The sequence below is a fragment of the Methanosaeta sp. UBA356 genome (assembly GCF_002496465.1).
GTDB lineage: Archaea > Halobacteriota > Methanosarcinia > Methanotrichales > Methanotrichaceae > Methanothrix > Methanothrix soehngenii.
Genome location: NZ_DAKC01000105.1, coordinates 1 through 24,614, shown reverse-complemented (window position 1 = coordinate 24,614; position 24,614 = coordinate 1). Strand labels below are relative to the sequence as shown.

The following is a 24,614-nucleotide window of genomic DNA, read 5'->3' as shown; positions in this document are numbered from 1 at the left end:
AAGGGATCGATCCCTGCTTTCATTAGATCTCAATTCAGTTATAGCAGCCCCATATTCTCCAGCTGTTCCCTCACGATCTTGACTCCCTCTTCGCACTCCTCTGGCGACTTGCCACCAGTGACCACCAATTTTCCGGAACTGAATATGAGCACTACCACCTTTGGGATTTTTATCCGGTAGACCAGGCCGGGAAACTGCTCCGGCTCGTATTCGATATTCTCCAGTCCCAGGCCGAGGGCTATGGCGTTGAGGTTCAGGTCTGTCTTCAAATCTGCAGATGCCACAATATTCTGAACGTGGATCTCCGGCTCCAGATCGATATTCTCGAAGCCTATGGACTTGAGAGTCTGGGCCATATTGGTTATAACCGTGCGAACGTCCTCGACGTTCTTGGCGCCGGTGCATACCACTTTGCCGGAGGTGAATATCAGAAAAGCAGCTCTGGGGGCTTTTACCCGGTATACCAGGCCGGGAAACTTCTCTTTATTGTATTCTGCGCCCTCCAGCTCAGCCTCGATCTTATGGAGATCGAACTCCTCAGCCAGCTTGGTGGATGCCACCACGTTCTCTATGTTTATTGTGGACTCCATACTCAAGTATCTCCAGTTCATACTTACAAACTGGGGGTATATATATGTGAGTATTTAAGATTTATAAAGCGCTTATAAACTGATTATATACTGCTTAAAAACCACCGGCAAATCCCAAGATCGGCAGGATTTAAAAATAAAAAGCCGCCGATGGGATTCGAACCCATGAACTGCTGATCTTTCGGACCATCTTACGAATCAGCCGCTTTAACCGGGCTAAGCCACGGCGGCCCTCTGGGACTCTACTAGCAGGGGCATAGGCGAATAAAAGATTTGCGATCCAGTCAGGCAGCTCTTATGATCTCTTTTTTCTGCTTCTGGATCTCTTCAGCCAGCTGGGGCAAGAATATGCCAATATCGGTCACAAGGCCTATGGCCTGGGCCGATCCCCTATCCATCAGCTTTGTCACTGTGGAGGGATTGATGTCAACACAGATGGTCTTGACATATGAGGGCAAGAGATTTCCTACAGCAATGGAATGGAGCATTGTGCCCAGCATTATGGTCATGTCCACCCCCTGCAGAACCCTACCCATGGCATCCTTGGCCTTGACGGTGTCGGTTATGACCTCGGGAAGGGGTCCATCATCGCGAATGGAGCCCGCCAGGATGAAGTCGATCCCTCTGGTGATCGCCTCATACATTATTCCACCCTTGAGCTTGCCCTCCTCTATGGCCTTCTTGATGGAGCCGCTGGCCATGATCTCGCTTATGGCGTACAGATGGTTTCTGTGTCCTCCTGATATTGCATTTCCCGAGCAGTTCATGCCCAGGCTGGTGCCAAAGAGCTGGCGCTCGATATCATGTACCGCTACCGCATTTCCTGCCAGGAGGACATCCACATATCCCTCTCGGATGAGCTTGGCCAGGGAGGGGGCGGCACCGGTATGAACCAACGCTGGTCCGCAGACCACAGCAATCTTTCCTCCTCCATTCTTGGTCCTGATGATCTCACAGGCCAGCTGGCGGACGAGCTCTCCGCTGGGCCTCTCTGAGGAGACCTCATTGGACATGAATCCGAAGAAGCTCTTCTCCCTCGGGCGCTCGGGCGGTACCACCTTGACCCCTGTGGTTCCAATCACCACAAGGTCCCCCTTCTTTATATGGCCGATGGGCGTGCATACCGCTTTTCCGTCATGCAGGACGATGAGGCAGTCCATGTGGTTCGCCAAAACCTCCACCCAGGCCCCATGATAGCGCACATAAGTGGGATGATTGGTGGTGGAGTAGAATCCCCGGGGGACTACCATATCTCCAGGAGAGATCTCGGTTTTGGCGTCCTCCATCTCCAGGAGGCGCGCTCCCAGGGCATTCAGCTCCCTGAGTATCCTGTCCAGGTGAGCTGAATCCTCTCCGGTCACCGTGATCTGCACATAGCTGGTATCGTTCTTCTTCTCCCCTATCCGGAAGGTTTTGATCTCAAACTCTCCTCCCATGTCCATGATCTTGTCCAGGACTCGTGTTAGCATCTGGGAGTCTATGAGATGGCCTTCCATCTCAATGTCAGCAATCTCTGTCATAAGCTCTGCCTTCACCACATCTCTCCATTCAAGAGGGCTTCAGTCTTATCATTTGTGCTCATGATTATTTTGGTTATTCCTATGGTATAGCCGTCATCATCAGGCAGCGGCTGGTCGAATATTGCCCGGATCCCGCATCTGCGCAGGTGATACTCAAATCCCCGGGCTGTGGCCAGGCTTTTCACCCGGATCTTAATTCTCTGCATAATAGTCTCCCCCTGCTGCTTATTCTTGATGGTCTCTGTCAGGGGCAAGAGAATGCTCTCACCAATGCGCCGGGCCCTCTCCCTTCTCTCCTCCACCGACTCCTGCCATTCCACTGATTGAAAGCCCTCCCGGACCGCGCGGGATAAAAAGAAGTCCAAAGCATAATCGTTATAGTGGCTAAAAGCTATTGCCAGGTCATTGCAGTTCGATTCGGAGCTGGTATATTTCAGAGGGGCTACCCTGTTTTCCGGGTCCTTCAAGACCACCCCCTCCCTTCCTTGCCGGCCCAGCTTGATCACTATCTCTTTGATCCTTTTGTGCGCCGTCTCCCGGGGAAATTCTCCAAAAAAAGCGGTCCCTTTCAGGCCGAAATCCTCTGCTATCTCGTGGGTCTTATGCACCCCATGGGTCCCTCGCTGGTTCTTTTGGGCAACATCGAAGAGGTATAAATCGATGCTGTCAGTGGGATAGACATCTAAAGATACATAGGGGTTCTCCGGCCCCACCATCTCCGCGCAAAGGACCAGATTGGGCTTCTCTTCGAAAATATCCTCCGGCAGGAGCCTTGTCGCCACCTCTGTGGAGTAAGGGCAGACAAAACCACCTCTGGTCAGGGCCACGATATCCCCGTCTATGGATGTTATGCGGACATTGTGGCCATTCATCTTCTCCTCCACTGCCACAGAATCGATAAAATGACGTTTTATCCCCGCTTCAAGCATCAGAGGACGGCGGATGCTGGGGTAGCCCCAGACAATTTCTCCGTTTTTAAAAATCACCGTCCCGGCCTCAACCCCTGAGATCTCCTTATCAAATCTCAGCAGTTGAGGCTCGGGCCAGCTTGATTCAGATATCTTCGTATCTTGCAGGCTTTGCAGCCGATCTACAGTTATTCCCAGTTTATCTGCAATCCTTTGCAGATTCATCCAGTCCTCACCAGATAATCCAGTATGGACCTCCTGGTGATCATGCCCGCTACCTCTTCTCTGTGGTTGAGCACGGGCAGGCCGCCTATGTTATCCGAGAGAATTATGCTCTTTACCTCCTCCAGAGGGGTATCGGTGTAGACGTACTTGACATCATGGGTCATCACATCAGAGACCAGTATGTTGTAGATGCGAGTATGCTGCTTGCTGGCGGTGTCATTGAGATCCCTGAAGGCTCGCAGGGCTTTGGCCACATCTCCCTCTGTTAATATCCCCACCAGACGTCCTGCTTCGACCACGGGAAGCCTTCCCACGTCTCTATCCAGAATTGTGCGCCGGGCATGAACCAGACGATCGTTGGGGTTCGCGGTGAGGGGATACCTCATGGCCTCGGAGGCCAGGCCGCTCACATTGGCCTTCTCCAGGATCTCCCTCGGCCTGACCCAGCCCAGGATTTTCTCGCCGTCCACTGCCACCAGCACCGATGTCTTCTGCAAGAGGAGCATGGCATCTAACATGTCCATGTCCGCCAGGACCTTGATAACGCTATCCTGAGTGGCTGATGCCACATGCAGAGAGGAGGCCGGCATGCCCAGAGATTTTCGGGCACCAAGAACGCGGGCAATCTGTCTGGTAGTGATTATTCCGCCTATCTTGCCTTTATTTGTCACCAGAAGCCTGCGCAGATCGTTCTTCTCCATTATATCCAGCGCATGGCCCAACCGTTCCGATTTATCGATAGTAACGGGCTCTGTCATAATGTCTTTAACCTGCATCACTTCCACCTGCCAATCTCCGCAATGATCTCATCGGCTGAGAAATAGCCCACCACATCATTGTCCTTTACCACCGGCATGCCGATGATATGCTTTTCTGCAAGAGTCTTGCTGGCCTCGACCGCATTGGTCTCCGGGGTCAGGCTGAGTATGGGCGAGGTCATGACATCCTCGGCCACGAAGGGCATCTGCCTTACATATCGATTCTGTTTTCTGCCCGCAGTGCTCTCCTTCCGGGTCATCTTGATGTTCTTGGTCTCCATATCATCCTTCGGCCCCATGATATCAGAGAACGTAAGGCCTGAGCGGGTCACTATGCCTACAGGAGTCCTGTTATCCTCATAGACCAGGGCCCGGCTGATCCCCTGCACATTCATCTCCTCCAGAACATGGCCTATGGTATGGTGGCGGTGAACATTGAGGATGTTCTTGCTCATCAGCTCCTGCACAGTTGAGGATATATCCTGCTCGGAGAAGTGTCTCACCATATCCCTGGAGGTGATCACGCCCACGATCTCTCCGTCCTTTTCCACCGGCAGGCCGCTTATATCGTTCTCGATCATCAGTTCCGCTGCCTGGGGCATGGTGGCATCAGGGAATATGGTTATCGGCTTCTCGGTCATGACCACCTGGATTGGGACCTTGTCTATGGGCCTCCTCCTCCATTCTGGGGCTGCCTGGCTGATCCGGTTGGTGATATCGTATTTGGTGACTATGCCCACCAGCTTGCCGTTATCCATAACCGGAAGCCTGCCGATGGAGTACTTGAACATCAGGTTCCTTGCTCTCTGAATGGGCTCGTTCCGCTCGATGACATTTACGGGGGTGCTCATGTAGTCTTTGACTTTCTTTATGATCATGGCAGTATTCCTCTGTTCTCAGCTAAGGCCCTCACGAAATCTCTTTCTGTCAGAATGCCTGCTAATGAACCCCTGTCCATTACGGGCATCGATCCAATCTCGTTGTCCATCATCTTTCTGGCCGCATGGCCCAGGTCCATCTTCTTCTCGATGGTGATTAAGCTTCTCTTGATCAGGCTCTTTATGGGCTGGTTCATCACCTCGCCGATGTCGCCCGTAACCACCTTTTCGAATGCATCACCGCTGCCCAGGTATTTCATTATGTCCGATGCGGTCACCATGCCCATGAGAACGCCATCCTGCACCACAGGCATCCTTCGGAAGCCCTTCTGGATGATCATCCTGGTCATCTTTTCGATGGTGGTCTGAGCGGGTGCAGTTACAACATTGGGGCTCATGAAGGATTCAACCACAAGGCCAGTATCCACCCCTCGACAAGAGCGCACGAAGTCCTCCTCGGTGATTATTCCCTTGATGCGGGAATCCTCATCCACTATCGGAAGGCCGCCCACGTTCTTCTCATACATCAGCTTCAAGACATCATGCAATGAGGTGTTTTCGCTGGCATAGATGAGCTTGCTGCTCATTATCTCCCTTATATCTGCATTAATGGCGGTGAAGATATTCCCCTGATACTTCTCCTGCAGAAGGTTGTGCCGAAGCCCTCCGCCAAGGAAGTCCACTACATCCACCGATGTCACAAAGCCAAGCAGCCTTTTTGTGCCTGCATCTGCGATGGGAAGCCTGGAGAAGCCGTAGAAGGTCATGGTCTTTATGGCCCCCATGATGGTGGTAGTAGGCGGGACTGTGACCACGTCCGGCGATGCTGCGCTCAGCACCTCGCTGATGTGTTTGGCATGCCTGGAGTCGAACTGCAGCGGTCCCCTCTCTCCTGAGCCCGGAGCTCTTGGCATTCTATCGTTCCTCTGCGGTATCCTCGTTATCTCCTTTCCACTAGTTGGACCATTGCTCATTTTCACTCCCCCAGGTAACATTTGATCAGATCGCTTCTATCCACTATCCCCATAATCCTTCCCTCGTCTACCACCGATACCCTGCCCACATCGTGCTTGAGCATCAGCTCTATGGCCTCGGCAACGCTGGCCGTCGGCCCAAGGCTGTAGAGAGGAGAGCTCATCAGCTTCTCAGCCGGCAATTGCATTCTTTCCACCGGTCTGGTCTCGCTCTCTTTGCTGATCCTGGCCCAGCCTCTCTTCAGGATATCGAATCTCGTGATAATTCCCATGGGTTTCTCATCCCTCACCATTGGCAGACCGGTAAAATCTCGTTCCACCATCCGGTCCCAGACCTTGGTCACCGGCTCGTCCAGGCGGGCGGTTACCACCTTGGTGCTCATGATCTCGCCAATCGGTTTTTTTGGAACTTTAGAGATATCTAAATGCTTGAATATATCAATTATTGTTACAACACCTCTTAGAGTTTTATCTTCCTGGGATTCGACCACTGGAAGCAGGTTGCTCTTCTCTTTGAGCATGATCCTTGCCGCATCAAGCACATCAGTATCACCCGTCACTGCAGGTACCTGAACTTTAAATCCTGAGACTGTAACATTTGATTTGGTCGAGGTAATCCGAAGCACATCCTGTGAGGTTATAACCCCTAAAACCTGGACTCTGCTATCCACAACCGGCAGTCCCCGCACATGGTTGTCTCTGATCAACTGACGCGCTTTGGTCAGATAGGTGGAGTCCTCCACATAAAGAGGATCTCTAGAGAAAATGTCTTCGACTAGCATTCCGACTCCCCTGCTGTCCCGCGATTGCCATATTGCAATTTGCCATATCGCAGTCATTCTAAGGCTATCGATTTCCGTCCCTGCAGCTCCAGCAGAGCAACTCGCCATTCACGTTTTCCAGATTATCTGATAGCTGGCCGCAGACTTCGCAGATTCCGCTCACAGTTCCTCGGGGCTGCTCGAAATGAATGTTCTCCCGGTGCATCTCCAACAGATCGCTTAAGATATCATTCAATCCGACGGAACAGCCAGAGACCAGGTCGGTATCTGTGATTATGCCCATCAGCTTGCCCTTGAGGATAACAGGCAGCCGTTTTACTCCTGCCCGGAGCATGAGGTTGGCTGCATCTCTTATGCTTGCATCGGGTTCGATTGCAGTTACAGGTGAGCTCATGATCTCCCTCACCTTCAGATTTCTGGGATCAACCCCCTGGGCTATGACCTTCCTGACCAGGTCCCTTTCCGTTAAAATGCCTGTGGTTTTGTCTCGGGATACAATTATCAGACTTCCCACATTGGCCGAGCCCATCCTTTTGGCAGCGCTCAATACATCTAGATCGGCGTCAGCGGTGATCACCGGTCGGGTCATGATATCTCGCACTGGAATCTCTGTCTCCATTGGCCAAGTCTCCGTGATTAGCTCTATGTGCTTATTAGTGTACTAATGATATAAAAGGCTACTCCGGGGCAATAGTTTTTGATTCGATTAATATTATTTTTCCCCTACTCCATCACATGTTTCAGGATATGCTCGATCTCTGCTAATATGAGTTCCATTCCCAAGCGAGCCGCCCCGGGAGAGCCTGGCAAGCAGAATATTGGTTTTTTCATAAAGACTCCGGCTGTTGCCCGGGTTAGCATGGCCCGGGTTCCAACCTCCTTCATGCTCTGCCAACGAAAGATCTCCCCAAACCCCGGGAGCGTCTTTTCAAAGAGCGGCTCTGCTGCCTCTATGGTTAGGTCCAAAGCGGTGAGTCCCGTGCCGCCGCAGATCACCATGGCATCAGCGCTGCTCGTCTTAATTGCACGCTGGATGGGCTCTACTCCGTCCGGGACGAGCAGGTAGTTGCTTGTATATCCCGCCATCCTTATCTTCTCTAGTATCACCTTCCCGGACAGGTCCTCTGCCCTATCCGGATCCCGAACTGAGCCGAACTTAGTATAGCGAGACGTGCTCGCGACCACCACATCTAAGATCATGTCCATTCCTCTCTGGACGAGGATAAAATTTTTCCCATAGCCCATCTAATCGGGACCAGACAAAAGCTCTCTAGGGGAAGGAATGATCTATGACGCTCTTAGCGGTTGACGTTGGGGCAGGGACTCAAGACATCCTGCTTTACCAGGAGGGGGTGCCCATCGAGGGCTCGACCAAGATGGTTCTGCCCAGTCAGACCATGATTGTTGGAAACAGGATTAGCCGGGCTAGGATGGCGGGACGGGACATTTTTTTGCATGGCCCCATCATGGGGGGCGGAGCCTCCACCATGGCAGTGAGGTGGCACCTGGCAGCGGGACTGAGGGTTTTTGCCACCCCCTCAGCCGCAGCCACCATTAATAATGACCTGGGCCAGGTTGAGGCCTTGGGAGTTATCATCCAGGAGGATGCACCGGCATCAGCAGAAATCGTAGAGACGGGAGACATCGACATTCCCTCTCTTCAGCGGGCTTTCCAGCTATTCGACATATCTCTGCCTAAGGATATTGCCGTGGCGGTACAGGACCACGGCTACTCTCCCGGCAAGCCAAACCGCCAGGTCCGGTTCGAGCATATGGTCGCAGCCATCCGTTCGGGCGGAAGCCTGGATGATTTCACTTTTAAAGAGTGCCCGCAGGAGATGACCAGGATGGTGGCAGTGCGGGATACCTTGATAAAAGAGGGATTTGAGCCCTTTATAATGGACACCGGTCCTGCAGCCATCTTCGGTGCCGCCCTCGACCCGCGGATTGAGGACCCGGCATTGATCATCAACTTTGGAAACAGCCATACTATAGCTGCCATCCTGTCAGAGGGAAGGATCTGTGCCGTCTTCGAGCATCATACCTCGAGCATGAAAGGGGAAAAGGTGAGGGAGTTTACCCAGAAGCTCTGCCGGGGAACGCTGGAGGAGGGTGAGGTGTTCGACGATGGAGGTCATGGTTCTTATATAGGCAGCCTGCCGGATGGGGTCCGGTCGATTCTGATCACTGGACCCCGAAGGGAGAGCTTCCTCTCCTGCGAGGCTTTAAAAGGGGCGGTGGCGGCAGCTCCGGCGGGAGATATGATGATCACCGGCTGCTTGGGGCTGATCAAGGCCTGGAAGAAAAGGGATGACCTGACCGGATAGAAATCGATCGGCGCAGATGACAATTGGAGCTGACTGGATGCAAATAGAATTGATCGGTGCATACAGATGGAATGGGCAAGAAGACGGAGACTGCATGGAGATAAAATGAGCATGGAGATTGGAAGAGGTGCAGAGGCGGTCATAACCTTGGAGGACGGAGTGGTCAGGAAGTGGCGGCTTCCCAAGAGCTACCGCCTGCCTGCCTTGGACGAGCGAATCCGCCAGGAGAGGACTATCAGGGAGGCGAGGATCACCTCTGATGCCCGGAGGCATGGCGTTCTCACACCCATCATCTGCGATATATCCCGCTTTGAGCTGAAGATGGAGCATATCCGGGGAGATAAGCTCAAGGATGTGATAAATCCGGATCTCTCCCGCAAGGTGGGGGAGATGGTGGGAAGGCTGCACCAAGGGGGAATCATTCACGGGGACCTGACCACCTCCAATATGATTCTAGTTGAGGGGGATATCTGCTTGATCGACTTTGGCCTCTCCTTTATTGAGAGGTCCACTGAGGCCCAGGGGGTGGATGTGCACGTCTATTTCCAGACTCTGGAGAGCACCCACGATCGACCTGAAGAGCTGATAGAGGCCTTTAAGGCCGGCTACTTGGAGGTTTATCCCCCTGGAGAAGCAGTTTTAAAGAGGGTGAAGGAGATAAAAGCGCGAGGCAGATATCTGTAATCTCTAATCAGCAGGTTTATCTATGATATCATAGAATAGTGCAATTTAATTTTTAAGGTGATGAGCCAATGGCGGAAGATGAGGTCGTATTCGTCGGCAATAAGCCTGTGATGAACTATGTGCTGGCAGTGGTAACCCAGTTCAACAGCGGCGCCAAGGATGTCCGAATCATGGCTAGAGGGCGGGCGATCTCCAGGGCGGTGGATGTGGCAGAGGTCTCAAGGTCTAGATTTCTGCCTGATGTTAGGGTGATGGGAATTTATATCTCCACCGAGACCCTCGACACCGACCGGGGGGCAACCAATGTATCCGCGATTGAGATCACCCTTGGGAAGTGAGCCATCGATTTGACCGCCACCATTGGCATCATATCCTCCGGAAGAGGAGAGAACCTTCGCTACATTCTGCTGGCGGAGCGGGATGGTTATCTTCCTGCCCAGGTCAAAATAGTCCTAGCCGATCAGCCGGACGCTGGAGCCCTCCGGATCGCTCAAGAGTTTGGTGTTCGTCATATGTATCTGGATCCAGCGGGAAGGAGTCGAGAGGAGTATGACCAACAGCTCGTGTCGCATCTGGAGGGGGCAGGGGTGGACCTGGTGGTTCTCACCGGCTATATGAGGATCCTGTCACCTCGATTCGTTCGCCATTATAAAAATAGAATTTTAAATATACATCCTGCTCTCTTGCCCTCGTTCCGGGGATTGGATGCCTTCAGCCAGGCCCTGGAGCATGGAGTGATGTGGACTGGCACCACCATTCATCTCGTCGATGAGGATGTCGATCACGGACCGATCATCTATCAGATGCCGGTGCCGGTGAAGAGGAACGATACCCATGAGAGTCTAAAGGCCAGGATCCAGAGGGCAGAGTACAGGGCCTATCCCAGGGCGATAAAGATGTTCATCGAGGGGAATCCTAAAGTGGTGGGACGGAAGATCGTCTTTGAGAATGGGGCGAAATGATATGGAAGATTTATGGGCACCCTGGAGGATCGACTACATCCTCGGCAAGAAGCCGGAGGGCTGCATATTCTGCAGTAAACCTGGGGAGAACAGGGACGAAGAGAACCTCATATTGCACCGCGGCAAAAACCACTTCATCATCCTGAATGCCTATCCATACAACAATGGTCATATGATGGTGGTTCCGTTTAAGCATACCTCGACTCTCGCCGGATGGACGGATGATGAGCGTCGGGAGATGATGGAGCTTGCTGATCTGGCAGTGGAGCTCTTGAGAAGGACCATGCGTCCTGATGGATTCAACCTGGGAATTAACATGGGAATTGTGGGCGGTGCAGGGATCGCCGACCACATTCACATGCATATCGTCCCACGCTGGAATGGAGACACCAACTTCATGCCCGTCTTATCTGATACCAGGGTGATATCTGAGCATCTGCGGGTGACATATGCCAAGCTGAAGAAAGAGCTTGATGAGATGGTTTAGGCGAATCGTCTACGTCGAAAGCTATATATCTCGTTAAATTACTATATAGAATACGGTGAAAGTCGATAGGCGTTTTCCTCCTACCTCATTACCCTTCTCGACTTTCCCTCCCTCCTATTTTTCCGTGAAGTTTTTAACCAGTTGAATACTACAGCAATCCATGTTCTTCCTTGGAGAGTATGATGAGGATGAGGCCGCTAATATTCGCACTTTCCTCAGCGATGCGGGAATTAGAGTTGAATTAAAGCCCTACCTGGTTATGGATTCAGATGAGCAATTCTGCCTTCGCGGCAGGTACAGCCGGCTCAAGGAGATGGCAGAGGATATCAGCGATTATGAGCACGATCTGTCGTTGATAAAGAGCGCGCTTTCCCAGAGCAGCACCCCTGAGGAGTTCGATGAGCTCTTCTTAAAAGAGCTGGACCCGACGATGATGAAGATAAGGGATGAGATTTTAGCCCAATGCGAGGGCGATGAGATCGAGTCTCCGGAAGAGCTTTCGGAAGAATCCTCAGAGGAGAATTCGGAGGATACTTCAGAAGAGAGCGAACCTTTGGATTTCAACGTAGATGCATGGCTGAACTATTTGCTGCGCTCAGGAAAGGCCCAGAGCTTCGCTCATTCCGTTCTATCCCTAAATGGCATAATTGTGGGAGAGCCCATTGGCGACAAATTGGACGATCCGCTGCTGGAGATTCCTGCCGATCCGGGTGACTTCGATACAGAGCCCGATGAGCTCGTGCTAAATGCGGATTACTACTTATCCAGATCCATCGGCCTTTATGTGGACGAGTTCACCGCTCCGCTGGTAAGCGATATGGATGAAGAGTTCATCGACATGTATCCTGATGAATATCAGCAGATATCTGCCCTGGGATTGTTGATAGAGAAGCTAGCGACGCCACCGTCTGACAAGAAGATGAGCTTGGATGAGTTCATCGAGAGCTGCATGCTGCGCAAGGATGAGCATGATGTAAACCTGATGGTTGACGGAAGGGATGTCTTTATGGAATTGATCCGGATCCTGGAAAGGGGAGACGTGCTGAAGTCCAAAGGAGATAAGATCAAGTGGAAGAAATGATCCCCGGCTGATATCTTCATACGGAATTCTCCGGGCCTCTGCTGGCATTGGTCTCCTGAATGATCATGTAGTTGAGCACTAAAAGTATGCAGATATTGCCGGCCAGGCCCAGCAGGGCAATAAATTGTGTCAGATAGAAGAGGATGACCTGCACTATGAATATCTGCACAAGGATAGCGTTCTTGAATATCCTGTAGGCCTCCAGGCGGGAGCTTTTCATCTTAATAATGGCATAGATGACCAGGATGGAGGATAGGGTGGCTGCAGCCAGTCCGGCCAGATCGAAGAACGATAGGCTGGGAAATATGGCTTCAAAACCTTTCTCCGAGTTAAGCCTGAGGTAAATGAGCATGAAGTCAAGGCCCAGGGTGAAGATGGACTGGAAGATGAAGAAGGCCATAACCACTCTTATAAACCAGCTCTTTTTGATCAGCTTCCGGTAGTACATGCGCATACGATACTTCGTGGCGGTGTAGATGTCGATCTTGGGCATGGGCACGCTATCGGTGCTATGGAGAAGATCCTGCAGGGCTCGAGTCATTGGATTATTCTGGGAGCTCTCCTTTAGCAGAGCCAGGGCTTTTCTCCTCTCCAGATGATCCAGATCCTCCAAGACCGCTTCCTTTGCCAGCTCCAGTACATTTACCAGCCTCTCCTGCTCGGTGAGCTTTGGCTTATGGATGAAGGTCTGAATTGCCAGGTACAAAAGGGCGAATATTATGTAGATCAGGGCCACTGTGGGCTGAAAAAAGTAATCATTATCCCCGGTGATGAACTTGCCCAGCTCATCGATGAATGCGCCAAATCCCAGGCCTCCAATCACCGCCACCAGATAGTTGGCTGATTTGTTGATGTAGCCCAGATTGATGACCAGAGCAATCATCATCAGCACCCCGCCCAAGAGGACATGGGCGATATGCAAATGCCCCGGGCTAAGGCTCGGATATCCTGTTAGGGCGAGAAAGAAGCGTATTCCCAGGACGGAGCATACCGCTGTTACCAGGAATATCTCCAGCAGTGTTCCCGCTTCCAGGTTGCGCACGAAATGGCGGTTGAATGGATTATTCCTGCGGATGAATTCTCTCATTCTCCATTCACTTCATGCTTCTTCAATCTGATAATAATATTCTCCCTGCTCTTTTTGCATTCTGTCCAGCCTGGATTCCGGCTTGTTGACTCTGGGCCTGCGGGTCTCTTCATCGCGCCGGAAGGTTATGCCGATCCCTTTGAGGAAGGCGTTCATCCCCTCGCGCATCTCCAGCGGGGTATGGGCAATCCCGAGGATTCCAGGAACGCCATCGAAGACCATCAGGCGCTCGCTGAGCAGATCGATCAGATATATGTCATGATCCACCACCAGTACAGTCTTCTCTGTGGACTCGGCGAACCTTCTCATGACCTTGGCGGCCAGCATCCTCTGCTCCACGTCCAGATGGGCGGAAGGCTCGTCCAGTAGATAGAGGTCCGCCTCCCGGCTGAGGCAGGCAGTTATGGCCACTCTCTGCAGCTCCCCGCCTGAGAGCTCAGAGAGGATCTTATCTAAGAGGGGCTCGATGCCCATGGGCCTGAGGATCTCTGCCTGATAGTAGCTGCTGTCAAATCCGTGCGTCAATCCCCTCAGCATGCCCTCTACGGTCAATTCAGTGTCTGCTTTGAGGTACTGGGGCTTATAGGATATCTTCAGCTGGCTTTCAAAGCTGCCAGTTGTTGGCTTTTCCACTCCTGCCAGGATCTTGATGTAAGTGCTCTTCCCAATTCCATTGGGCCCCAAGATCCCCACCACCTCGCCCCGGCGGATGATCCCCGCCTCGGCCTCCAGCCGGAAGGAAGAATACTTCATGGCAAAAGCGTCATAGGCAATGAGGGATGGGATCTCCTTCTCTATTCGGGGGGCATGTACCTCGAAGTTGATGGCGGTGTCGCGAAAGCGAACATTTTCCTCGGGCAGGTTGCCGCGAAGGTACTGGTTGATGCCCACCCGCACCCCTTTGGGCCTGGTTATCACGCCATAAGCACCGGGAACGCCATAGATGAGATGAACGTTTTCCGCCAGCAGGTCAAGCAGGGCCAGGTCGTGCTCAACCACCATCACCGCCTTATCTTTGGCCAGGCTCTGCAGTATGCGGGCGGAGTTGATGCGCTGGTGGATATCAAGGTACGGGCTGATCTCATCGAAGAAGTAGAAATCAGCGTCTTTTGCCGCCGCAGCTGCGATGGCCACCCTCTGCAGCTCGCCGCCGCTGAGGCTGGAGATGTCTCTGTCCATGAGCTTTGATATGCCCAAAGTCCCCGTCAGTTCGGCCAGGGCGCCCCTCTCATCAGTCTTTTCCAAGAGGCCCGAAACCATGCCTGAATAGCTCTTTGGGATGCGATCAACATACTGAGGCTTATAAGAGGTCTTGATCCCCTTATCCACCACCTTCTTCAGATAGTCTCCCAGGATGGAGCCGGAGAAGCGCTGTAGCGCCTCCTCCCAGGATGCGTCTTTGCCCAGGTTCGGCCGGAGAATACCGGAGAGAATGGATATCGCCGTGCTCTTTCCTATGCCGTTGGGGCCCAAAAGACCAGTGACCCTTCCCTCGATCGGCACAGGCAAGCCATAAAGGGCAAAGCCGTTCTGGCCGTATCTATGAACTGGATCCTCCATCTCCTCGGGCAGATTGGTGATGGTGATGGCTCCAAAGGGGCATTTGCGTACGCATATTCCACAGCCAACACAGAGGTTCTCAGTAATGAGGGGCTTGCCATCTGCAAACACGATGGTCTCGTCGCCCGTGCGGACCGGCGGGCAGAAGTATTCGCATTCTTTAGAGCATTTTCTCGGCTGGCATCGGTCGCGATTGATGATAGCTATCCTCATGTTCTACCTCAATTGAGCAGTATTGTCCATGTGACCAGCCAGAGGTCAACTACAATGAACTCCACGTATAGCCAGTCTTTGGTCTTGAAGCTGGCTGCATCTATCTTCAGCAGGGGATAGGCGACCCTCTGGAATAGAGAGGTGACCAGGATCACTGATAGCAATATGAAATGCCAGGGGAATTCGCCTATCTCCCATGGATTCTCGCCCGTGGTGCTGGCAATATAGTAGCAGGCAAAGCCTGACAGGACTCCCAGTGCGGCGGCGAACACTGTCTTCACTATCCCATCCCGGCGGTCTTTCTTCCTGTCGGCAGCTGTCTTAGGCCTGGCCGGTTCTTTTTTCGTTTTCGTCTCCGCTTCCTTTGGCGCCGTCATCTTATTCTGTTCCGCTGCCAGCCCTCGCTCATCCTTTCTGCCAGACTTCTTCTCTTTCTTGGCCATCGGATTTCCAGACCTCATTATATGATAATAGCGTTTTGGTCCGGGAAAAGTCCAAGTACTATAAACAAGAAGAGCAATTGCATGTGTATGACCGTAGCGGACGCTTCGGTGTTCATCTGGGGCAAGAGGCCAGAAGGGGAGCTGATCACCGTCCCGGCGGTGGAGGCGGAGCTAAAGGATATAAGAGCAAGGTCCCGGCTCCATATATATGAGACCCGGGTGGAGAGCCCCACCACTATTGCCCTGAAAGCGGCCAGAGATGCGGCTGAACAGACGGGTGACATTCGTTCTCTCTCGGCGGCCGATCTGGAGGTTCTGGCCAAGGCACTGGAGTATAATGCTACTCTCGCTACCGACGACTATGCTCTGCAAAACGTCGCTCTTCACCTCGGCCTGAAGATCGAGCCCATCGGCCAGCCCCGGATAAAGAAAAAGCGTAAATATGTCCAGAGGTGCCAGGGCTGCGGCCAGAGATTCGAGGGGGAAGCATGTCCTGATTGCGGAACTCCCGCCCGAAAGAAGAAAAGGTGTATGAGATGAAAAATATTGAAGATTTGATGAAGAAGGCAACGGAACTTAAGGCAGAAGGACTGGTAGAGGGTCAGATCTCAGAGGAGCTGAATGTATCCGGAGAGACGGTGACCTGGCTTTTAACCCATGCCGAGAAGACGAGCACCTCCCCCGGCCCCAAGGATATATCGGTGGACTGGTCGGCTATAGGCCGAAGCGCCTTCAGGCTCAACCACATATCCGAGGCCATGACCGACATCATCTATGAGACCCTGGATGCCAATGAGAGCAGCGTGGATGTGGTGGTGGGAATCGCCTTGAGCGGCCTGCCAATTGCCAGCATGGTGGCAAACGACCTGGCAGCTGAGCTGGCAGTTTACACCCCCAGCAAACAGATGATCGCCCAGGAGAACAAGAGGGCCAAGGGCAACCTGAGCTCCAACTTCTCCGATGTCCAGGACAAGGACTGCATCATCGTCGATGATGTGGTGACATCCGGTCAGACCCTGGAGGAGGCAGTGGAATATCTGGATGAGCACGGGGCAAGGATCAATGCCATCGCCGTCCTGATCGACAAGAAAGGCACTGAAGAGATCGCCGGAGTGCCAGTGGTCTCCCTGCTGAAGGTCATGAGGGTGAACTAGAGGCGAGATTCGAGAGATTATTCTGATGGTCAGCAACGTCTGGCCATTTGGAAAACCTTTTAGCAATCCTCGTCCTTCTCCCGGCAAAAGCTGATGTGCCATGTTCACCGAGGACGAATATCGATTGGACTTCTTCATTGAGGAAGGATTCCATCATAAGAAGTGCGAGAAATGCGGTAAATTCTTCTGGACAAGGGACGGGAGCAGGAATACCTGCGGTGATCCGCCCTGTGATCCCTATACCTTCATTGGCTCTCCCATATTCAAGCGCCAGCATAGCCTGGATGAAATGCGCGAGCACTACCTGGGCTTCTTCGAGGCCCGGGGACATACCCGGATCAAGAGGTATCCGGTGGCGGCCAGGTGGCGAGATGACATATATCTGACCATTGCTTCCATCGCCGATTTTCAGCCTTTTGTTACCTCAGGGCAGGTACCGCCGCCAGCCAATCCGCTGACCATCAGCCAGCCCTGCATCCGTTTAGACGACCTGGATTCAGTGGGGCGGAGCGGGCGGCATCTCACCACCTTTGAGATGATGGCCCACCACGTATTCAACACCCCCGATAAGGAGATCTACTGGAAGGACCGGACTGTGCGGCTTTGTGACGAGCTGCTCGTTGGCCTGGGGATGGATCCTCTGGCGGTCACCTACAAGGAGAATCCCTGGGCGGGTGGGGGGAACGCCGGGCCGAGCGTGGAGGTTATGGTGGGCGGCCTGGAGCTGGCCACCCTGGTGTTCATGGATCTGGTGGCCGCGCCTGCGGGCGCTGTCGAGATCAAGGGCGAGCGCTATGAGAAGATGAAAAACTATATCGTTGACACCGGCTACGGCCTGGAGAGGTTCGTCTGGGCCTCCAATGGTGCTCCCACCATCTATGACGCCATATTCCCTGACCTGGTCAGGCAGGTGGCAGACCTGGCGGGCGTAGAGCACAACCTGGATGACCCGGAGTATGCGGAGATCTTCGCCCAGAACGCCCGCCTGGCTGGAATGGTGGACCTGGACGAGTACAGTATGTCTGACCTGCGGGCGAAGATCGCAGGCAGCATAGGCATTGATCCCGAGCGGCTGGAGAAGGCCATTCTTCCCATGGAGCGGGTCTATGCGGTGGTCGATCACACCCGCTGCCTGGCCTATATGCTGGGGGACGGTATCATCCCCTCCAATGTTAAGGGCGGCTACCTCTCCCGGCTGGTAATTCGCCGCACTCTGCGGCTGATGAAAGAGCTGGGCCTGCGACTGCCCCTGGCCGACCTGGTCCAACTTCAGATCTCACGCCTGGATTATCCAGACTGGGAGGAGTCTTTCGCTACCATCAGGGAGATCCTGGACCAGGAGGAGCAGAAGTATGCCGAGACCCTGGAGAAGGGCATGCGTCTGGTCCGAAAGACGGCGGAGAGCTATCTGAAGAAGAATGAGCCTGTGCCCCTCTCGGAGATGATCGCCCTCTATGATACGCACGGCATCCCTCCGGAGATCGCCCGCGAGGCAGCGGTGCAGATGGGAGCTCAGGTGGAGCTGCCGGACAACTTCTATTCACTGGTTGCGAAAAAGCACATCCGGGCGGAGCCGGTGGAGGAGAAAAAGCCTCCCATACCGGGCAAGACGGAGCTGCTCTTCTATGAGAATCCATTCGAGCAGGAGTTCGATGCAGAAGTTCTGGATGTGGTGGAGGGGGCGGCCATCCTGGACCGGACGCTTCTCTACCCGGAGGGTGGAGGCCAGCCTGCTGATCATGGCACCCTGGAGAAGGATGGGCAGCTGTTCCAGGTAACAGACGTCCAGAAGTCAGGGGATGTGGTCTTGCATAAGCTGGCCGAGCCCGGCTGCCTGGCCAAAGGGGATCGCGTTAAGGGAAAGGTGGACATGCTTCGCCGTCTGGCCCATGCCCGGCATCATACCGCCACGCACCTGGTACACGACTCGGCCAAAAGGGTATTGGGCAAGCACATATGGCAGGCGGGGGCCCAGAAGAGCGAGGACCGGGCTCGGCTGGATATATCTCACTTCAAGAGGATCACCGATGCTGAGCTGAAGGCGATAGAGCTGGAGGCCAACCGCAGGGTGATGGAGCTGGTCCCGGTGGACACCCAGTTTCTCCCCCGCACCGAGGCGGAGAAGCTCTTCGGCTTCGAGCTCTACCAGGGCGGTGTGCCGCCGGGGAAGCTCATCCGGGTGGTGCGGGTGGGAAGCGACATTGAGGCCTGCGCAGGGACTCATGTCACCAATACCGGCATGATAGGAATGATCAAGATCCTGAGGGCGGAGAGAGTCCAGGACGGGGTGGAGAGGATAGAGTTTGCTGCCGGAGAGGCGGCTGTGCGAGCGTCTCAGGCCAGGGACGACCTGCTGGCCGGTGCGGCAGGCATCCTGCGGGTGCCAAATGAGCAGCTCCCCCGGACTGCGGAGAGGTTCTTCGAGGAGTGGAAGGAGCAGCAAAAGGAGATCGAGCGGCTAAAAGAGGACCTCGCAATAGCCAGGCTGAAGACCCTGGTCTCCGAGGCGGAGACCATAGACGGCCTGCGGGTCATTGTGCAGAAGATGGGCAATGCGGATATCGATGAGCTGCTCAAGGCCGCGGCCCTTCTGGCGGAAGAGGACTGCGTGGCCCTGCTGGGTTCGAAGACCGGAAAGCTGGTAGCAGCCGTGGGCCAGTCTGGCCTCTCAAAGGGCGTCAAGGCGGGGAGCATAATCAAGGCAGCAGCCAAAGTACTGGGCGGCGGGGGCGGCGGCAGGCCCCAGCTGGCCCAGGGCGGCGGGCCGGATACAGAGAGGCTGGATGAGGCCCTGGCCGCGGGGAAGGAGGCGATCCGGGCTGGGGCCTGATTTTCTCCGTTTATTAATATTTTCCCTCTCTGAATGCTCGCTGATGATCAGATTTTATGGCGAGCGATCAGCATATTTTTGGCGGTCCTTACATTTATATCAAAAGAGCATCAAATAGCATCATTGTGAAAAACGAAGAGCTGCTGGAAAGGATAACTATAAACCACAAGATAATGGTGGGCAAACCTGTCATCAGAGGTACAAGACTTACAGTGGAGTACATCCTTGGACTCCTGGCTCATGGCATCAGTATGGAGGCGATTCTGGAAGAATATCCCGGCCTGGCAAAGGACGACATATATGCCTGTCTCCTCTTTGCCTCTAAGAGCCTGCAGGATGCCTCTTTTGTTCCCCTCGGCGCTGAGGCCGTTTAGATGCGATTCCTGGTGGATGAGTGTGTGGGACCTTCTGTCGTCCGCTGGCTGCGTGATAATAATCATGATGCATCTTCTGCTTTCGAGGATTGCCGGGGGTGGGAAGACGAACGCATCCTTGAAAAAGCCTGCACAGAAGGGCGCATAGTAGTAACCATGGATAAGGATTTTGGAGATATGATCTTTCGAATGAAATTGCCTCATCGCGGGATTATATTGCTTCGCAGCGCTTATTGTGGTCCATCCGATAAGATATCGATGATGAAAAAGGTCCTTTCCCTGGATGAATCGGATCTATCCGGTCGCTTCGTAGTGGTAACTGAGACCGCGATAAGGATCTCAGGAGCTATCACTGATTAAACGATTATGGGATTAAAGCGCTGGAGAAGAGGTTTAAAAATATTAGTATTAAAATTGCAAAAGCATGGATAATTGTGAGTTGATGGGATAAAGGCGTCCGGACAGGTTAGAACTTTCTGCTTAAAGTAGCGGCTCTGCTCGTCGGTGGCAGGCCGGGGGCTGGCCCAGGGCGGCGGGCCGGATACAGAGAGGCTGGAGGAAGCCCTGGCGGCGGGGAGGGAGGCGATCCGGGCAGGGGCCTGAATCTTCTCCGTTTCTTAAATCGGCTCTTTGTTGAATTATATGGGTGAGATCCGGCAGAGATTATGGCCTTTGTTCCTTTGCGTCTCTCTGGTTGGGTCAGAGCATCGCGGTTCACCACAGAGGCGAAAAGATACAGAGAATTTGCGATTCAAAGTTCACCCGTGCTACATAGCGAGGAGCCTGGTTCATACTCGTCGTAGATCGGTTTGATTGGATTACAGATAACGGATTTTAGCCACAAAGAGCACAAAGGCCTCGCAAAGGTTAATCCAGTTCTTGATAGCCCAATAATCCTTTGGTGCGGTCTTTGAGTCCTTTGTGTGCTGGATAGATTTCGTTTCCATTCAAAAAATCCATCGACCTCTCCCAAAAACAGCGTATTCTCGATCTGGCAAGATTGCTTGAACCGAACCATCTAAGCCATCAAATCTCCAAACAGAACATTCTCCAAGGGATTTACCGCCAGACTCTCTCAGGATGAGCAAGTTCGTTCGCCTCGCTTTTTAAATATCGTTCCATCCCGGTTTGATCCACTGTCTAGGCAGAGCACCTGATTGATAAGGAGTCAGATCATGAGAGCGATCAGAGAATACTTAAAGCATAAACCATGTCTGAGGGGCCAGATCCTCGATCGGGGCGAACTGAAGCGCGTGGCCCAGGCCTGCGGATTGAGCCCCCAGGAGGCCAGAATGGAGCTGAGGCGCTTGGGTTTCATCCTGACCCGGAACAATCACGGCCTGCCCGTCTGGACGATTCCTAAAGCCGATCGGTCGGAGGGCATGGCCAGCAATGAAAATGCTCAACCGGGCTTCTAAAAGGGGCAGCCTGACAGGCTAACGGAAAATATATGAAGATAAAAAAGATAAGAGAGAGCTGAGTGCCATTCCTGTACTTATAGAGCTGAAGGACATCCGTAAGACCTATCTCATCGGCAGGAGCGAATATCCTGTTTTGAAAGGCATAGATCTGGAGATAGAGAATGGGGAGTTCGTGGCGTTGATGGGGCCATCTGGCAGCGGCAAGTCCACCCTGCTGAACATCATCGGCTGCCTGGACCGGCCCACTAGCGGCCGCTTTTTACTGCTGGGCAAGGATATCAGCCGGACGCCGAACGAGGAGCTGGCCAGGATCCGGCGGGAGGAGATGGGTTTCATCTTCCAGACCTTCAACCTCATCGCCCGGATATCGGTCCTGCAGAATGTGGAAATTCCCATGATGCTGCGCGGAGTCCCCCGCGGGGTGAGACGAGAGAGGGCCATGAAGCTCTTGGAGAGCATAAATGTCGCCCACCGGGCGGACTTCGGCCCCCAGAACATCTCTGGCGGGGAGCGGCAAAGGGTGGCGATAGCCAGAGCTCTTGCCAACGATCCCCAGATCATAATAGCCGATGAGCCCACGGGCAACCTGGACCTAAAGAATAGCGATGAGGTCATGAAAATCCTCAACCAGTTGCATGAGGAGGGCAGAACGATCATCATGGTCACCCACAATCCGGAGATAACAGAGAACTGCAGCCGGGTCATCCGGCTCAGAGACGGACGAATTTTGGAGAATTGCTAGATGAAGAGAATACTAATCATCATTTTGGCGCTTCTGATAACGGGCCTGGCAGGAGGATATGAGTATCGCATGCCAGTGAATATCCAGAGCAGTACCACTCCCGCAGTGCTCATGCCCGGGGATGAGGCGATTTTAGCCATTCAGATGCAGAACGGAGCAGCAGCCTACGGCGTAGGAAAGGATGCAGGGGTCTCAAGCCTCTCCTCAAATGTCCTATTATCCACTCCCATCAATCGTACACTGCTCCAGGGCACCTCTGAGCTGGAGGTCGTCGATCCCTATCGCTATGACCTGGGAATGGTCGGTCCGAACGATCAAATCACCGTATTCTATAAGGTCAGGGCAGGGGAGAACGTGAGCGCCGGCACTACCCTTCTTGATTTTACAGTTCTGGGGGGCTACGATATGATCACCATCAACCGCAATATTCCGATCAAGGTCGATCCATCTGCGGTGAGCATGGCCATCATCGACTCAACCTCTTCCTCCCCATCCACGACCCCTTCCAAGGCCACCGTTAACCTGAATGTGGCCAACCCCAGGGAGAACACCCTCAACGCCGTGACCATAGTGCCCTCAGCCCAGGGAATGAGGTTCTCCCCGGAGAGGTACTATATCGGCACGATGGACCCGGATGAGGTCTTCACCATCAGTTTTGGTGTGGAGTACACCGATCTGGGGAAGAGTGCCCGAAATCCCTCCAATGTCAGCTTTGTGGCTGAGTTCAAGAACGGCGATACCTGGCATGAGTCAGAGCCTTACATCGCCACTTACACCCCGCCTCTGCAAGCTGACCGGCCGAACAACAATCTCCTGCTCATGGCCATTGGTGCCCTGGTCCTTTTGGCTGCTGGGGGCTACCTCTACCGAAAAAAGAGGCTCTCGAAGAATGGCGATGGGGGAAAGGGGTCATCTTGAAGGATCTGAAATGAGCCTGAGCCTTGTTGGGTGGCGAGAATGAGACTGCAGGATATGCTGGAGTTCATCTCCCTGGGATTCAGAAGCGATCGCTTCAAGACGCTCATGTCCTCCCTGGGAATAATCATCGGCGTCTTGGCGATTGTGGTGATGCTCTCAGTGGGGGAGGGGCTATACTCTGGTGTCTCCAGCCAGTTCTCCACCTTGGACCTGGATGTGATCCATGTAATTCCAGGCAGCGCTCGCTTTGGCGGGCCGGACGGGGAGCCAGGAAGCCGAAATGCTGCTGAGCCCGCTAAGTTCACTGATAAGGACACCAAGGTTTTAGAGAACGTTGTGGGGGTCAAGAATGTCGCACCACAGACAGGGGCCAGCGTGGTGATCTCCTTCAGGAACACTAACAGCTCCGGCAGCCTCACCGGGGTGGACCCGGACAAAGAGCAGGATCTGAAGGAAAAGGTGGCACAGGGCAGGTGGCTCTCGGGCTCGGATTACAGGTCGATAGTGATAGGCAATGGCATATCCCAGGTGATGTTTCGCATGAAGGTCACTCCAGGGAACAAGATCCGACTGTACTATCGTGACCAGCCCATGGACTTCACTGTGGTAGGGGTGCTGGAGGAAGAGGAGGATTCGGGCTTTGGCGGTGGTATGGGAGATAGCGCTGACAATGCCATGTATGTCACTCATAAAGCCATGGAAGAGCTCTTGGATGAGGAGAACTACTACTATCAGACCTTTCAGGTCACAGTCTCCGATCCCGATCAGGCGGATTATATAATCGAGAGGATCATAAACGACCTTCGTCGCTACCATAAGGACGAGGCTTATGATGCCACCACCGCCCGGGATATGCTCAGCACCCTGATGAGCACCCTCTCCATGATCAAGTACGCCCTGGCGGGAATCGGGGCCATATCACTGCTGGTGGGGGGAATCGGCATCGCCAATGTGATGATGCTCACCGTAAAGGAGAGGATCAGGGAGATTGGGACCATGCTCGCCCTGGGGGCGACAGTAGAGGACATTCGCAGGCAGTATCTGCTGGAGGCAGGAGTCTTAGGAATGGTCTCAAGCCTGATAGGAATAATACTAGGGATGGGAACATCTCTTCTCATAGGCTCTCTGGCCGGGCTGCCATCGTCCATAACCCCCGAGTCGATAGTATTGGGCGTTCTGTTCGGCGTCCTAACCACCACCATTGCCGGTTATTATCCGGCGAATAAAGCGGCAAAGCTCGATCCGATCGAGGCGCTCAGAGCAGAATGAGCGCCTCCGAGGCCGAACGATGAGGTGTGGTTGATATGAAAAAACTGGTGATATACTTGTTGGCTTTCCTGCTTTTAGGTGCGGGCTGCCTGGCAGCTCCCATGAAGCTGGATGGAAGCGCGGGCAAAGCGATACTGGATGGCATGAACAGCAGGACAGAGAATCAGACGGTGGCAAATCTAACCATTGACCAGACCAGTAGCGAGAATGAATCGCTGGATCAGGTTAGAGGACAGAACGGAGGGCTATGGAGCTGGGGCGGCGTGCCTTCAGGCTACGCCTTAAACAAATCAACTGGAGAGCTGGAGCCGGTTCCTGCTGGCGGAGCGGACTGGCTCACAGCGCTGATCGATCTCTAGATTACAATTGAGCTGCCTGGCTTGGGCAGCTTGGATCTAGGCAGCTTGCTTGCCTTCTTCAGCCCCCC

Annotated in this window: 28 protein-coding genes and 1 tRNA gene; 16 read left to right on the top strand and 13 right to left on the bottom strand. The window is 53.6% G+C overall.

Annotated features, from left to right (window positions below; genetic code table 11):
* Window positions 1-38: 38 nt before the first annotated feature.
* From BP727_RS09815 to BP727_RS09770, 10 genes are all read right to left on the bottom strand, one after another.
* On the bottom strand, window positions 39-590 hold the full coding sequence (locus tag BP727_RS09815) for a TATA-box-binding protein (protein WP_273270843.1): 552 nt from the start codon (window positions 588-590) through the stop codon (window positions 39-41).
* A gap of 142 nt (window positions 591-732) precedes the next feature.
* A tRNA-Thr gene (locus BP727_RS09810) sits at window positions 733-821 on the bottom strand.
* A gap of 53 nt (window positions 822-874) precedes the next feature.
* Window positions 875-2,110: a TIGR00300 family protein gene (locus tag BP727_RS09805; RefSeq protein ID WP_273270842.1), complete on the bottom strand. Its 1,236-nt coding sequence runs from the start codon at window positions 2,108-2,110 to the stop codon at window positions 875-877.
* An 11-nt stretch (window positions 2,111-2,121) separates the two neighbouring features.
* Window positions 2,122-3,243, bottom strand: coding sequence for an RNA ligase (locus BP727_RS09800; RefSeq protein WP_013719613.1), 1,122 nt, complete (start codon window positions 3,241-3,243; stop codon window positions 2,122-2,124).
* Window positions 3,240-4,019, bottom strand: coding sequence for a CBS domain-containing protein (locus tag BP727_RS09795; RefSeq protein ID WP_013719614.1), 780 nt, complete (start codon window positions 4,017-4,019; stop codon window positions 3,240-3,242). The genes BP727_RS09800 and BP727_RS09795 overlap by 4 nt, the downstream gene beginning before the upstream one ends.
* On the bottom strand, window positions 4,019-4,879 hold the full coding sequence (locus tag BP727_RS09790) for a CBS domain-containing protein (protein WP_013719615.1): 861 nt from the start codon (window positions 4,877-4,879) through the stop codon (window positions 4,019-4,021). The genes BP727_RS09795 and BP727_RS09790 overlap by 1 nt, the downstream gene beginning before the upstream one ends.
* Window positions 4,876-5,853, bottom strand: coding sequence for a CBS domain-containing protein (locus BP727_RS09785; protein WP_157863748.1), 978 nt, complete (start codon window positions 5,851-5,853; stop codon window positions 4,876-4,878). The genes BP727_RS09790 and BP727_RS09785 overlap by 4 nt, the downstream gene beginning before the upstream one ends.
* A 2-nt stretch (window positions 5,854-5,855) precedes the next feature.
* Window positions 5,856-6,635: an HPP family protein gene (locus BP727_RS09780; protein ID WP_013719617.1), complete on the bottom strand. Its 780-nt coding sequence runs from the start codon at window positions 6,633-6,635 to the stop codon at window positions 5,856-5,858.
* Window positions 6,636-6,699: 64 nt separating this feature from the next.
* Window positions 6,700-7,254 carry a cyclic nucleotide-binding/CBS domain-containing protein gene (locus BP727_RS09775; RefSeq protein WP_013719618.1) on the bottom strand — a complete coding sequence of 185 codons (555 nt, stop codon included), beginning with the start codon at window positions 7,252-7,254 and terminating at the stop codon, window positions 6,700-6,702.
* A 104-nt stretch (window positions 7,255-7,358) separates the two neighbouring features.
* A complete protein-coding gene (locus BP727_RS09770) occupies window positions 7,359-7,841 on the bottom strand; it encodes a MogA/MoaB family molybdenum cofactor biosynthesis protein (protein ID WP_276619410.1) in 483 nt (160 codons plus the stop codon).
* Between the two features lie 83 nt (window positions 7,842-7,924).
* Between BP727_RS09770 and BP727_RS09765 the strand changes: the two genes are divergently transcribed.
* From BP727_RS09765 to BP727_RS09740, 6 genes are all read left to right on the top strand, one after another.
* Window positions 7,925-8,962, top strand: coding sequence for a DUF1786 domain-containing protein (locus tag BP727_RS09765; protein WP_013719620.1), 1,038 nt, complete (start codon window positions 7,925-7,927; stop codon window positions 8,960-8,962).
* Between the two features lie 111 nt (window positions 8,963-9,073).
* Window positions 9,074-9,646 (top strand): Kae1-associated kinase Bud32, encoded by a 573-nt coding sequence (locus tag BP727_RS09760; protein WP_013719621.1) that lies wholly within the window; start codon window positions 9,074-9,076, stop codon window positions 9,644-9,646.
* A 68-nt stretch (window positions 9,647-9,714) separates the two neighbouring features.
* Window positions 9,715-9,984, top strand: a complete 270-nt coding sequence (albA, locus tag BP727_RS09755) for a DNA-binding protein Alba (RefSeq protein ID WP_013719622.1) — start codon at window positions 9,715-9,717, stop codon at window positions 9,982-9,984.
* Window positions 9,985-9,993: 9 nt separating this feature from the next.
* Entirely contained in the window at window positions 9,994-10,608 is a 615-nt protein-coding gene (purN, locus tag BP727_RS09750; protein ID WP_276619413.1) for a phosphoribosylglycinamide formyltransferase, read from the top strand.
* A gap of 1 nt (window position 10,609) precedes the next feature.
* Entirely contained in the window at window positions 10,610-11,095 is a 486-nt protein-coding gene (locus tag BP727_RS09745) for an HIT family protein (RefSeq protein ID WP_048132224.1), read from the top strand.
* 160 nt (window positions 11,096-11,255) lie between these two features.
* Window positions 11,256-12,176, top strand: coding sequence for a hypothetical protein (locus BP727_RS09740; RefSeq protein ID WP_013719625.1), 921 nt, complete (start codon window positions 11,256-11,258; stop codon window positions 12,174-12,176).
* Between the two features lie 16 nt (window positions 12,177-12,192).
* Here BP727_RS09740 and BP727_RS09735 read toward each other — a convergent pair whose 3' ends face one another.
* From BP727_RS09735 to BP727_RS09725, 3 genes are read right to left on the bottom strand one after another with little or no spacing between them, the layout of a single operon-like run.
* Window positions 12,193-13,263: a hypothetical protein gene (locus BP727_RS09735; protein WP_286858586.1), complete on the bottom strand. Its 1,071-nt coding sequence runs from the start codon at window positions 13,261-13,263 to the stop codon at window positions 12,193-12,195.
* Window positions 13,264-13,275: 12 nt separating this feature from the next.
* Window positions 13,276-15,036: a ribosome biogenesis/translation initiation ATPase RLI gene (locus BP727_RS09730; RefSeq protein ID WP_273270835.1), complete on the bottom strand. Its 1,761-nt coding sequence runs from the start codon at window positions 15,034-15,036 to the stop codon at window positions 13,276-13,278.
* Between the two features lie 8 nt (window positions 15,037-15,044).
* Complete coding sequence (locus BP727_RS09725) at window positions 15,045-15,479, bottom strand: hypothetical protein (protein ID WP_276835758.1); 435 nt, start codon at window positions 15,477-15,479, stop codon at window positions 15,045-15,047.
* An 87-nt stretch (window positions 15,480-15,566) separates the two neighbouring features.
* Between BP727_RS09725 and BP727_RS09720 the strand changes: the two genes are divergently transcribed.
* From BP727_RS09720 to BP727_RS09675, 10 genes are all read left to right on the top strand, one after another.
* The gene (locus tag BP727_RS09720; protein WP_273270834.1) at window positions 15,567-16,019 is read left to right on the top strand and encodes an NOB1 family endonuclease; all 453 of its coding nucleotides are present in this window, start codon (window positions 15,567-15,569) and stop codon (window positions 16,017-16,019) included.
* A complete protein-coding gene (locus BP727_RS09715; protein WP_286858581.1) occupies window positions 16,016-16,633 on the top strand; it encodes an orotate phosphoribosyltransferase-like protein in 618 nt (205 codons plus the stop codon). The genes BP727_RS09720 and BP727_RS09715 overlap by 4 nt, the downstream gene beginning before the upstream one ends.
* Window positions 16,634-16,733: 100 nt before the next feature.
* Complete coding sequence (gene alaS / locus BP727_RS09710) at window positions 16,734-19,463, top strand: alanine--tRNA ligase (protein WP_286858579.1); 2,730 nt, start codon at window positions 16,734-16,736, stop codon at window positions 19,461-19,463.
* 125 nt (window positions 19,464-19,588) lie between these two features.
* Entirely contained in the window at window positions 19,589-19,837 is a 249-nt protein-coding gene (locus BP727_RS09705; protein WP_273278248.1) for a DUF433 domain-containing protein, read from the top strand.
* The gene (locus tag BP727_RS09700; protein WP_013719633.1) at window positions 19,838-20,197 is read left to right on the top strand and encodes a DUF5615 family PIN-like protein; all 360 of its coding nucleotides are present in this window, start codon (window positions 19,838-19,840) and stop codon (window positions 20,195-20,197) included. It abuts the gene before it with no gap.
* 815 nt (window positions 20,198-21,012) lie between these two features.
* Window positions 21,013-21,255 carry a hypothetical protein gene (locus BP727_RS09695; RefSeq protein ID WP_273278249.1) on the top strand — a complete coding sequence of 81 codons (243 nt, stop codon included), beginning with the start codon at window positions 21,013-21,015 and terminating at the stop codon, window positions 21,253-21,255.
* 136 nt (window positions 21,256-21,391) lie between these two features.
* The gene (locus tag BP727_RS09690) at window positions 21,392-22,000 is read left to right on the top strand and encodes an ABC transporter ATP-binding protein (protein WP_013719634.1); all 609 of its coding nucleotides are present in this window, start codon (window positions 21,392-21,394) and stop codon (window positions 21,998-22,000) included.
* Window positions 22,001-22,918, top strand: coding sequence for an LPXTG cell wall anchor domain-containing protein (locus BP727_RS09685; protein WP_273271759.1), 918 nt, complete (start codon window positions 22,001-22,003; stop codon window positions 22,916-22,918). It abuts the gene before it with no gap.
* A 39-nt stretch (window positions 22,919-22,957) separates the two neighbouring features.
* On the top strand, window positions 22,958-24,187 hold the full coding sequence (locus tag BP727_RS09680) for an ABC transporter permease (protein WP_273278250.1): 1,230 nt from the start codon (window positions 22,958-22,960) through the stop codon (window positions 24,185-24,187).
* Window positions 24,188-24,222: 35 nt separating this feature from the next.
* Window positions 24,223-24,546, top strand: a complete 324-nt coding sequence (locus BP727_RS09675; RefSeq protein ID WP_013719637.1) for a hypothetical protein — start codon at window positions 24,223-24,225, stop codon at window positions 24,544-24,546.
* Window positions 24,547-24,614 lie beyond the last annotated feature (68 nt).

Excerpts from the sequence above, each read along its gene's own strand:
- BP727_RS09790 (WP_013719615.1), bottom strand. The coding sequence starts at position 4,879 with ATGATCATAAAGAAAGTCAAAGACTACATGAGCACCCCCGTAAATGTC.
- BP727_RS09745 (WP_048132224.1), top strand. The coding sequence starts at position 10,610 with ATGGAAGATTTATGGGCACCCTGGAGGATCGACTACATCCTCGGCAAG.
- BP727_RS09740 (WP_013719625.1), top strand. The coding sequence starts at position 11,256 with ATGTTCTTCCTTGGAGAGTATGATGAGGATGAGGCCGCTAATATTCGC.
- BP727_RS09775 (WP_013719618.1), bottom strand. The coding sequence starts at position 7,254 with ATGGAGACAGAGATTCCAGTGCGAGATATCATGACCCGACCGGTGATC.
- BP727_RS09785 (WP_157863748.1), bottom strand. The coding sequence starts at position 5,853 with ATGAGCAATGGTCCAACTAGTGGAAAGGAGATAACGAGGATACCGCAG.
- BP727_RS09780 (WP_013719617.1), bottom strand. The coding sequence starts at position 6,635 with ATGCTAGTCGAAGACATTTTCTCTAGAGATCCTCTTTATGTGGAGGAC.
- BP727_RS09700 (WP_013719633.1), top strand. The coding sequence starts at position 19,838 with ATGCGATTCCTGGTGGATGAGTGTGTGGGACCTTCTGTCGTCCGCTGG.
- BP727_RS09795 (WP_013719614.1), bottom strand. The coding sequence starts at position 4,019 with ATGCAGGTTAAAGACATTATGACAGAGCCCGTTACTATCGATAAATCG.
- BP727_RS09765 (WP_013719620.1), top strand. The coding sequence starts at position 7,925 with ATGACGCTCTTAGCGGTTGACGTTGGGGCAGGGACTCAAGACATCCTG.
- BP727_RS09725 (WP_276835758.1), bottom strand. The coding sequence starts at position 15,479 with ATGGCCAAGAAAGAGAAGAAGTCTGGCAGAAAGGATGAGCGAGGGCTG.
- BP727_RS09770 (WP_276619410.1), bottom strand. The coding sequence starts at position 7,841 with ATGGACATGATCTTAGATGTGGTGGTCGCGAGCACGTCTCGCTATACT.
- BP727_RS09735 (WP_286858586.1), bottom strand. The coding sequence starts at position 13,263 with ATGAGAGAATTCATCCGCAGGAATAATCCATTCAACCGCCATTTCGTG.
- BP727_RS09805 (WP_273270842.1), bottom strand. The coding sequence starts at position 2,110 with ATGACAGAGATTGCTGACATTGAGATGGAAGGCCATCTCATAGACTCC.
- BP727_RS09815 (WP_273270843.1), bottom strand. The coding sequence starts at position 590 with ATGGAGTCCACAATAAACATAGAGAACGTGGTGGCATCCACCAAGCTG.
- BP727_RS09680 (WP_273278250.1), top strand. The coding sequence starts at position 22,958 with ATGAGACTGCAGGATATGCTGGAGTTCATCTCCCTGGGATTCAGAAGC.
- BP727_RS09685 (WP_273271759.1), top strand. The coding sequence starts at position 22,001 with ATGAAGAGAATACTAATCATCATTTTGGCGCTTCTGATAACGGGCCTG.
- alaS (WP_286858579.1), top strand. The coding sequence starts at position 16,734 with ATGTTCACCGAGGACGAATATCGATTGGACTTCTTCATTGAGGAAGGA.
- BP727_RS09730 (WP_273270835.1), bottom strand. The coding sequence starts at position 15,036 with ATGAGGATAGCTATCATCAATCGCGACCGATGCCAGCCGAGAAAATGC.
- BP727_RS09675 (WP_013719637.1), top strand. The coding sequence starts at position 24,223 with ATGAAAAAACTGGTGATATACTTGTTGGCTTTCCTGCTTTTAGGTGCG.
- BP727_RS09760 (WP_013719621.1), top strand. The coding sequence starts at position 9,074 with ATGGAGATTGGAAGAGGTGCAGAGGCGGTCATAACCTTGGAGGACGGA.
- BP727_RS09695 (WP_273278249.1), top strand. The coding sequence starts at position 21,013 with ATGAGAGCGATCAGAGAATACTTAAAGCATAAACCATGTCTGAGGGGC.
- BP727_RS09720 (WP_273270834.1), top strand. The coding sequence starts at position 15,567 with ATGACCGTAGCGGACGCTTCGGTGTTCATCTGGGGCAAGAGGCCAGAA.
- albA (WP_013719622.1), top strand. The coding sequence starts at position 9,715 with ATGGCGGAAGATGAGGTCGTATTCGTCGGCAATAAGCCTGTGATGAAC.
- BP727_RS09800 (WP_013719613.1), bottom strand. The coding sequence starts at position 3,243 with ATGAATCTGCAAAGGATTGCAGATAAACTGGGAATAACTGTAGATCGG.
- BP727_RS09715 (WP_286858581.1), top strand. The coding sequence starts at position 16,016 with ATGAAAAATATTGAAGATTTGATGAAGAAGGCAACGGAACTTAAGGCA.